Source organism: Thermodesulfobacteriota bacterium (assembly GCA_040756475.1).
Classification (GTDB): Bacteria; Desulfobacterota; Deferrisomatia; order Deferrisomatales; family JACRMM01; genus JBFLZB01.
In genome coordinates, this window is the sequence record JBFLZB010000190.1 from 1 (window position 1) to 8,348 (window position 8,348).

An 8,348-nucleotide genomic window follows, 5' to 3' on the forward strand; every position below is an offset into this window, starting at 1 on the left:
AGGGTCTCCCGGTCCATGAGGCGGGGGCGGTAGACCACGTGGTTGGTGTCGTAGAGGGACCAGTCCGTTTCCACGAGGCGCCCTTCCGCCTTCATCTGCTCGTAGAAGGGCGTGCCGGGGTAGGGGGTGAGCAGCGAGTAGTAGAACCCGTCCAGGCGCGCCCGGTCCACGAACTCGACCACCTCCGGGAAGGTCGTCTCGTCGTCGTGGTCGAAGCCGAAGATGAAGTTGCCCGCGAGGCCGATGCCGTGGGCGTGGATGCGCCGGATCTTCTCCAGGTACTCCTGGGTGCGGTTCACCCCCTTGCCCACGTCCTGGATATTCTTCTGGGAGAGGGTCTCGAACCCCACCGCGAGCCCCATGCAGCCCGACTCCCGCAGCAGGTTCAGGATCTCCTCGTCGTCGGCCACGTTGGTCGACGCCTGCCCCACCCACTTCAGGTTGAACGTGGAGACCATGCGCAGAAGTTCGCGGGCGTACCGGCGGTCGCCCACGATATTGTCGTCCGTGAAGAAGACGACGTCGTGGAAGACGTGGCGTTTCTTCCCCTTCTCCAGCCGGCGGATCCCAACCGCCTCGAGCTCCGCCTCCACCTCGGCCACGGGCCGGTGGCGCAGCTTTCCCCCCAGCACGCTTGTCACCGCGCAAAAGGAGCAGCGGTGGGGGCAGCCCCGAGTGGTCTGGACGAAGGAGACGTTAATGTGCTCGAACCGCTTGGCCTTGGGGATGTGCACCAGGTCGCGCCGGGCGGGGGGTAGCCCCTCGAGGCAGGGGAAGGCAGGCGCCCGGTAGCGCTCCTGGAGGCGCCCCACCATGGCGTCGGCCACGATAATTGGCCAGACGGTCTCCGCCTCGCCGATGCACACCGCGTCCGCGTGCGCCTGCGCCTCGTCCGGGAGCACCGTGGGATGGTAGCCGCCCATCACGACCGGCACGCCCCGGGCGCGAAAGCCGTCGGCGATCCGGTAGGCCCGCGGCGCCAGGGGCGTCATGGCGGTGATGCCCACCAAGTCGTAGCGCCCGTCCACCGGCACCGGCTGGAACTTCTCGTCCACGATCTCCACGTCGACGCCCGCGGGAGTGTACGCAGCCAGCGTGGGCAGGCTCAGGTGGGGGAACCGGAAGTAGAAGTCCTCGCCCAGGATGGCCTTGTCGATGGGAGAAACCAGCAGGACGCGGAAGGGCTCGCTGGCAGACGGACGATGCATCGGGGGCTCCCCGTGGGGTAGGAGGACTGCCGAAACTCTAGGCTAGGCCTGGGGGGCGGGTCAACGGTGGAGCGCCTGACGGCATGCTGCGGGCCCGGAGTCGACGTACTCGGGTCCGGGGGTATCCTGGCAGCGGCCCGGCGGGGTGCCGCCAGGCGCGTGCCGTCCAGGTCCAGGAGGGACCCGTGTCTTCCATGTGCCGAGTTGTCTACGTTACCTTGTTGGCGCTGTGGTTGAGCGCCTGTGCGGGAGGGGAGCAGGTGTCGTGGGACCCCGCCACGGCCACGCTGCCTGGCCCAGGCGAGCTCGTGGACGAGCCGGTGTTCGGGGGGAAGGTCTTCGTGTTCCAGGCAGGGGTGGAGCGCCCGGAGACCGCCGTGCTGATCCATGGCCTCGGCCCTAGCGCGTCGGCCGACTGGGCGCTTCTTATTCCTGCCCTGATCGAGCGCTTCCACGTTGTCGCCTTCGACCTCCCGGGATTCGGGCGGTCGAGCGGGGGCAACCATCTCTATTCGCCCGCTGCCTATGCCCAACTCGTTCACTGGTTGACGGAGCGGTATGCCAAGGGGCCGGTAATCGTGATCGGTCACTCCCTGGGGGCGGCGGTCGCCTTGCGGTTTGCTGCGGAGCACCCGCATGCAGTACGCCGGATGGTGTTGTCCGACGTGGCGGGCGTGCTCCACCGGGTGGCCTTCCTGGAGCACACCTACCGGATCGAGCCTAGTGGGGACCGCGCGGAAACCTCCTACTCCCGCCGCTATCAGAGGCAGCTCAACCGGGTGCTGCGCAAGGTGATCCTGCGGATGGACCGCCTGCCCCTGGAGGCCGAGACGGTGCTGGCCTCCCCAGCCCTGCGCCGGCTGGTCCTCGGCGGCAGTCCGCGCAAGATCGCTGCCATGGCGCTCATCCAGGAGGACTTCTCGAAATCCCTCGCTGCGATTCGGGTTCCGGTTCGCCTGCTCTGGGGGGCCGAGGACGAGATCGCCCCGCTACGCACCGCCCAGGTGCTTCTCCATGCCCTCTCCGACGTCCGGCTCGACATCATTGCGGGCGCGGGACACGCCCCCATGCTAGACGTTCCCGAGGTGTTCCTGGGTGCCGTCCTGGCGGCGCTGGTGTCACCCCCGGACGCGCCGAGGTTTTCTGCGCCCCCGCCGTCGACAGCACGCTGGGGAGTGTGCGCGGGGCAGGAGGGCGTGCGGTTCGAGGGGGACTACGAGGAAATCGCGGTGGAGGACTGCCTCGGCGTCTCGATTGTCGGGGTGAAGGCGCGGTCGATCCGCATCGCCCGGTCCAAGGTGCGCATCGAACGGACGTCGGTCGCGGGGGCTATCGTGGGTCTGAACGTCTCGAACTCTAGCGTGGTTGCCACGGCGCTCGCCGTACGCGCGGAAACCGCACTTGTGGCGTCCCGAAGTCACTTGGACCTGGCCGGTGTGTCCTTGGAGGGCACCGCCGCGGCTGCCCGTTCGTCCGACCGGGCGGTCCTGGTCTTCTCGGTCTCCCGGGTGGCAAGCCCCCACGGCCGCGGTCGCGTACACGGCGTGCACGACCTTGCGGCCAGCTCGTCGCTGTAACGTTGCCGTCTGGGTGGCGGTGAGTTCCGCGGGGCGGGACCTGAGGTGGTCGGAAGGGGCCCGCCGGAAAAGAAGATGGAACGGCACAGTGAAGGAGGAAGCGATGAGCGACGACACGACGGCCGCGGGAGTGGGCAGAAGCGTGGCCACCTTGGGGGGTGGGTGTTTTTGGTGTCTGGAGCCTATCTTCCGGGGGCTTGAGGGGGTTTTGGAGGTGACCGTGGGGTACGCGAGTGGGCGTCGGGTCAACCCTACCTGCGAGCAGGTGTGCACGGGGGCCACGGGGCATGCCGAGGTGGTGCAGGCGACCTTCGACCCGGCCGTGAGCTCCTTACAAGAACTCCCGGAGGTCTTCTTCTCGATCCACGACCCCACGACCCCGGACCGGCAGGGAGCCGACGTGGGGACCCAGTACCGGTAGGTGGTCTACTTCTACCACGCGGAACAAGAGTGGATGGCCCGGGAGGTGAGTGGGGAACTCGGGGCCAGGGGCAACGGCTGCCCAGGTCCTCGTTCCGTCAGGGTCTTCGAGGCGCACGGCAGCACCCAGGCCGGCCTGGCCCTCCTGGACGCAGCAGAGCGGGAGGCGTACGTACCAGGCCTAGTCCAGGACCGGGAAATGCACTGCTGCACTCGCGTCAGATCGCCCAAGACCCTGTTCACTCCGTTTCCTCCCGCTCTTCATGGGGAGAACCGGGTTGCGGCCAGCCTCGTGGTGGCATAACCTCATGGCAGGAGGTGTGCCATGAAGACGACTGCCACAGCCAACTTCCATCTGCCCCTGCCCAACGATCTGAGAGACATGCTGCGCGAGGAAGTCGAGCGCTCCGGGAGGCCGGCGACGGAGATTGCCCGGAGGGCCTTGACCGAATGGCTCGAGGAACGGCGGCGGAGCCGGTTGCGGGAGGAGATAGCGGCCTATGCCTCGGCATGCGCAGGCACATCCGCCGATCTCGACGAAGAATTGGAGGCAGCCGGTCTCGAGGTGCTCCCCGGCGAGGACGCCCATGAAGCGCGGTGAGGTATACGTGGCGGAGCTTCAGCCTCGGTCCGGCTCCGAGCAGCGGGGCATACGTCCCGTCATCGTCGTGTCCCACGACGGTTTCAACGACGTTCCGACCTGGCGGTCTGTGATCGTGGTCCCGTGCTCGACCTCGGCGTCCCAAGCCCGCCGCGGCCCAACGGCTGTGCCGCTCGCGAAAGGAACCGCAGGTCTCGAGCGCGAGGGAGTGGCTCTGTGTCATCAGATTACGATGCTCGATCGGTCCAAGCTCACGAAGCGAATCGGTTCCCTGCCGGAGGCCGTTCTGAAGGCAGTGAACGCGGGATTGCTTGCCGCTTTGGACTTGGGCACGTGAGACCCCGCCAGGTCCAGGGGCCCGGAAGAAGCAAGAGGCTCGGTCGCGGTGGAGGACGACGATGTCCCGGGTCCTCCCCCGGCCCGGCGCTTCGAGGTGTAGGATACCCGCTATGCTGACGCCGCGCGGGGATGGACCAGGTGAGGGTGACATGGCCGGCGCGAACGAGAGGGCGAAACAGGAAGTGGCCACCCTGGGAGGCGGGTGCTTCTGGTGCCTGGAGCCGATCTTCCGGGAGCTCGAGGGGGTGCTGGGGGTGGCGGTGGGGTACGCGGGGGGGCGGCGGGCCAGCCCCACCTACGAGCAGGTGTGCACGGGGGCCACGGGGCACGCCGAGGTGGTGCAGGTGACCTTCGACCCCGCGGTGATCTCCTTTCGGGAGCTCCTGGAGGTCTTCTTCGCGGTCCACGATCCCACGACCCCGAACCGGCAGGGGGCCGACGTGGGCACCCAGTACCGGTCGGTGGTCCTCTATCACGACCCCGAGCAGGAACGGGTAACCCGGGAGGTGATCGGGGAGCTCGGGGGCCAGGGGCTTTGGGACGCCCCCGTCGTCACCGAGGTGGCGCCCCTCGAGGCCTTCTACCCGGCCGAGGCGTATCACCAGGACTACTTCCGCAAGAACCCGGGCCAGGGGTACTGCCGGGTGGTCATCACCCCCAAGCTCGCCAAGTTCCGGCAGCGGTTCGCGGGCCGGCGCAAGGCTGGAGCCTGAGGCCGAAGGGTTTACCTCTCGGGGAGCGCCCCTCGCTGTGCGACACGCGATGCCGGCCGCCGGTACGTGGCGCCCGACCGCCGGAGGAGCCGCCGCGTCAACGGCGGCGGAGGGCCGTACCTGGGGAGGTCCCCCGGCGGCGCGCCAGCACGGCCAGCCCCGTGGCCAGGAGGGCGAGGGTGGAGGGCTCGGGCACGGGGGAGGTCTTGCCGGGCGGGGCGCTGGGGAGGGCGCCAAAGAGGACCTGGGTGAAGCGAACGGTGTCGCCGGCGGAGAGGACCGGGGCGGTCTCGGCCGTGAGCCCGAACCAGGAGAGGCCGGCGGTGTCGTCGGTGGCGTCGAACGCCGGATCGACGAGGTACTCGAACAGGGACCCGTAGGCATACGGCCAGCTCACGAAGGCGTAGGCGTCGGGGAGGGTGACCGGGAGGTCCGGCCGGAAGCGGGGGTCGTACCCCAGCGCCAGGAGCGGCTGGTAGGTGGGGACGACCGCCTCCGGCGGGTCCTCCGTGGTGCGGTCCACGGAGACCCGCACGAGCTCCCCGGGGTTGGACGCGTGAAGAAACTCTCGCGTGGTGAAAGGGACGACCACGGCGCCCGCGGCGCCCTCCACGCGGTTTGCGGGCCCGTCGTCGAAGGAGGGGTCGTTGACCGCCCAGTCGTAGAGGTTTCGCCAGCCCACCGCCACGTCGGCGTCGCCCATGTTTCGGATCTCCACCGTGTGGTAGATGGCCGCGGTGGCGAAGGTCTCCCCGACGACGAAGACGTCCTGGGTCACCCACAACGCCTCGGGCTCCACGCACCACTCCACGCGCCAGCCCGCGCCCTCGGAAGCCAGGGGGCTTGGACCCTCGGCGATGTAGTAGAGGTCCAGGGCGACCCCTTCGCCCACCCCGGGGGCGTAGGCCTCGGTCGCATAGTCCCGGGGGCCGCCGGACCCGTACACGCGAAGAGTGGAGTAGTTGGTGTTGGTCGTCTCTCCGTCGAAGAGGAGGTCTCGTCCCTCTCCGGCCGGGTGGCGAGAGCCCGTGACGGCGTTCCAGGTTCCAAAGGAGTAGCCGGACTCCTCGTCGGCCACGTGCACGCGGTAGAAGTCGGTGCCCACGGCGGTGAGGGCCCAGGCAGGGCTCCCGGCCGCGAGGCAGAAGGCGGCGGCCAACCCGACGATCGCTCTCATCTCGATCCTCCTTTCCCACGCGGGGATGGCAATGCAGCGGAACAAGGCGCGCCGCCCCATACGGGCGCCCGTTCTCCAGGTTTCGCGAGGGAAACGGATTCCCCCTGGCCGCGCCGCGCCGGGTGGGAAAGGGCCCGCGCTGCGCCGGCGCGGGCGACCAGGGGGTTTCACCGCACCTCGAGGCGAAGGCCCTCGATCTTCTCGAAGTCCCGGCGGTTGACCGTGAGCAGCGCGTCGTCGAGGGAGATGGCGGTGGCGGCGATGAGGAGGTCGTGGGCTCCCACCGTGAGCCCCCGCCTCGCAAGGTTTGCCCAGATGCGCGCGTAGATGCGCGCCGCAGCGAGGTCGAAAGGAAGGATGGGGAGCGTTCGTCAGAGGTACGGCGAGAAGAGCTTGGCGGTGGCGTCGAGGAGCTTTTGGGGGAGCGGGCGGCCGTCGACCTCCTTTAGGGTGACCTGCCGGGAGCGGGTGAGCGCCTCGTCGAAGTGTCGGCCCAGGGCGGCGGCAAGGCCGGGGTCGTAGACCTCGAGGTTGAACTCGAAGTTCAGGCGCAGGCTCCGGGGGTCGAGGTTGGCCGAGCCCACCAGGGCGTACTCGTCGTCCACCAGGAGGAGCTTGGTGTGGACGAAGGGGGGAGGCTGGAGCCAGACCCGGGTGCCGTGCTGGAGGAACTCCCACAGGTAGGCCCGGCTCGCCCAGGCCACGTAGGGGAGGTTGTTCTTGCCCGGGAGGGCCAGGTCTACCCGCACGCCCCGCAGGGCCGCGGCGTGGAGCGCCGCGGCCAGCCCCCGGTCAGGGATGAAGTAGGGGGTCATGATCCGCGCCCGGCTGCGGGCGCAGTTGAGCGCCCCCACCACGATCCAGGTGAGCTTCTCGAAGTCCTCGTTGGGCCCGTCGCTGATGCCCCGGCACAGGGCCCCGAGCCCCGCCGCAGGGTCCGGCTGCGCCGGTGCGGGCAGGAGCTCCCCGGCGGCAAAGGCCCAGTCCTCCCGAAACGCGTCCTCCAGGTGGGCCACCACCGGGCCCTCCACCCGGAAGTGGAGGTCCACCACCCGGCTCGGATTCCCTCCGTTTGCGCACAGGTGGCGGTCCCCCAGGTTCATGCCCCCGGTAAAGCCCACGGCGCCGTCCACCGAGAGGATCTTCCGGTGGTTGCGCAGGTTGAGGTGGAGCCCCCTCCCGGAGAGAGAGAGGGGGAGATACCGCGCGAACCGCACCCTCGAGCCCCGCAGGAGCCGCCGGATGGGGCGCAGGCAGTAGCGCTCCCCCAGGGCGTCCACGAGGACCCGCACCGCGACCCCCCGCCCGGCCGCGGCCCGAAGCGCCGCGGCGAACCGGCGCCCCGTGGCGTCGGAGTCGAAGATGAAGGTGCACAGGTGAACCGTCTCCCGTGCCCCCTCGATCGCCTCTAGCATGGCGGGGTAGGCCTCCTCCCCGCAGTGGAGGGGGGTGACCCGGTTTCCCCCGACCAGAGGCCGGCGGGTGACCGCGTCCGCGACCGCCAGAAGCGGCTTGTAGGGATCCAGCCGCGGAGGGTGGGAAGAGGGGCCGGCTGCGAAGGGCGGCTCGGGGGGAGGGGGCTGCCAGTCCCGGGCGCGGGTGCGGATGCGGTTTACCCCCAGGAACCAGTAGAGGGCCACCCCGGCGCCGGGGAGCGCCAGGCACACGAGGATCCAGAGGAGCGCCGAGCGGGGGTCGCGCTTGCGCAGGAGGGCGTGGGCCGCCGAGAGGACCGACGCCGCGGCGACGGCGAGCAACAGCAAGTAGGCGAGGAGGGCCACGCTACGCCTGCCGGCCGCGCCCGACCAGCGGCAGGGTCTGGGCCCGCACCCCGGTAGCCGCCCACAGGAGCGGGGTCTCGGGGTCGAGGCCGAGGCACGCGGGGGCGCCGTTCACGATGAGGTGGACCACGGGCAGGGCCTCCGCCGAGAGGGGTCGGACGACGGTCAGCATGCCGGGGGCCCGTGGGGAGTCAACCCGCCGCCGGACGGCCAAGAGCCACCACCAAGTTTTGGGGAGGGGTCGGGGGGCCCTGTAGCGCAGCCGCGCACCGCATCGACCGATCGACGCCACCCGGTGCAGACCGGTGAAGCTCGGCGCACCGATTCCCTCGGGGAGATGCCCTCTGGAAGCCGCGGATTGCGTGGAGGAGCGGAAGGGCTCCCCGAGCCCGCTGCCCACCCGGGCGGCGGATCCAGGACGGACACCGGGGTTGCACACGGCCGAAGACCTCGCTAGCATCGATGCAGTTCTTGCCAGCACGCCGGGAGATGTTCGCGGAATGCGTCCCGGCGGCAGTCGGCGGGGGTGCCA

At 69.9% G+C, this 8,348-nt stretch carries 9 protein-coding genes and 1 pseudogene; 5 read left to right on the forward strand and 5 right to left on the reverse strand.

The annotated features are described in order from the left end of the window. A partial coding sequence (locus tag AB1578_19560) for a radical SAM protein (protein MEW6490092.1) occupies positions 1-1,208 on the reverse strand: 1,208 nt, incomplete at its 3' end. Positions 1,209-1,402: 194 nt separating this feature from the next. Here AB1578_19560 and AB1578_19565 point away from each other — a divergent pair. From AB1578_19565 to msrA (AB1578_19585), 5 genes and pseudogenes are all read left to right on the forward strand, one after another. Further along, on the forward strand, positions 1,403-2,785 hold the full coding sequence (locus tag AB1578_19565; GenBank protein MEW6490093.1) for an alpha/beta hydrolase: 1,383 nt from the start codon (positions 1,403-1,405) through the stop codon (positions 2,783-2,785). Positions 2,786-2,888: 103 nt separating this feature from the next. Next, positions 2,889-3,203, forward strand: a pseudogene (msrA, locus tag AB1578_19570) (peptide-methionine (S)-S-oxide reductase MsrA). Positions 3,204-3,530: 327 nt separating this feature from the next. Beyond that, positions 3,531-3,806, forward strand: coding sequence for a hypothetical protein (locus tag AB1578_19575; protein ID MEW6490094.1), 276 nt, complete (start codon positions 3,531-3,533; stop codon positions 3,804-3,806). Further along, positions 3,793-4,143 carry a type II toxin-antitoxin system PemK/MazF family toxin gene (locus tag AB1578_19580; GenBank protein ID MEW6490095.1) on the forward strand — a complete coding sequence of 117 codons (351 nt, stop codon included), beginning with the start codon at positions 3,793-3,795 and terminating at the stop codon, positions 4,141-4,143. The genes AB1578_19575 and AB1578_19580 overlap by 14 nt, the downstream gene beginning before the upstream one ends. Before the next feature lie 151 nt (positions 4,144-4,294). Further along, the gene (gene msrA / locus AB1578_19585; GenBank protein MEW6490096.1) at positions 4,295-4,858 is read left to right on the forward strand and encodes a peptide-methionine (S)-S-oxide reductase MsrA; all 564 of its coding nucleotides are present in this window, start codon (positions 4,295-4,297) and stop codon (positions 4,856-4,858) included. 97 nt (positions 4,859-4,955) lie between these two features. On the opposite strand, the gene AB1578_19590 is transcribed toward msrA (AB1578_19585), so the two are convergent. The 4 genes from AB1578_19590 to AB1578_19605 all read right to left on the reverse strand — a co-directional run bounded on the left by AB1578_19590 (position 4,956) and on the right by AB1578_19605 (position 7,988). Further along, positions 4,956-6,035, reverse strand: a complete 1,080-nt coding sequence (locus AB1578_19590; protein MEW6490097.1) for a PEP-CTERM sorting domain-containing protein — start codon at positions 6,033-6,035, stop codon at positions 4,956-4,958. 167 nt (positions 6,036-6,202) lie between these two features. After that, complete coding sequence (locus AB1578_19595) at positions 6,203-6,394, reverse strand: PIN domain-containing protein (protein MEW6490098.1); 192 nt, start codon at positions 6,392-6,394, stop codon at positions 6,203-6,205. 12 nt (positions 6,395-6,406) lie between these two features. Further along, entirely contained in the window at positions 6,407-7,816 is a 1,410-nt protein-coding gene (locus AB1578_19600; protein MEW6490099.1) for a phospholipase D-like domain-containing protein, read from the reverse strand. Between the two features lies 1 nt (position 7,817). Next, positions 7,818-7,988: a hypothetical protein gene (locus AB1578_19605; protein MEW6490100.1), complete on the reverse strand. Its 171-nt coding sequence runs from the start codon at positions 7,986-7,988 to the stop codon at positions 7,818-7,820. Positions 7,989-8,348 lie beyond the last annotated feature (360 nt).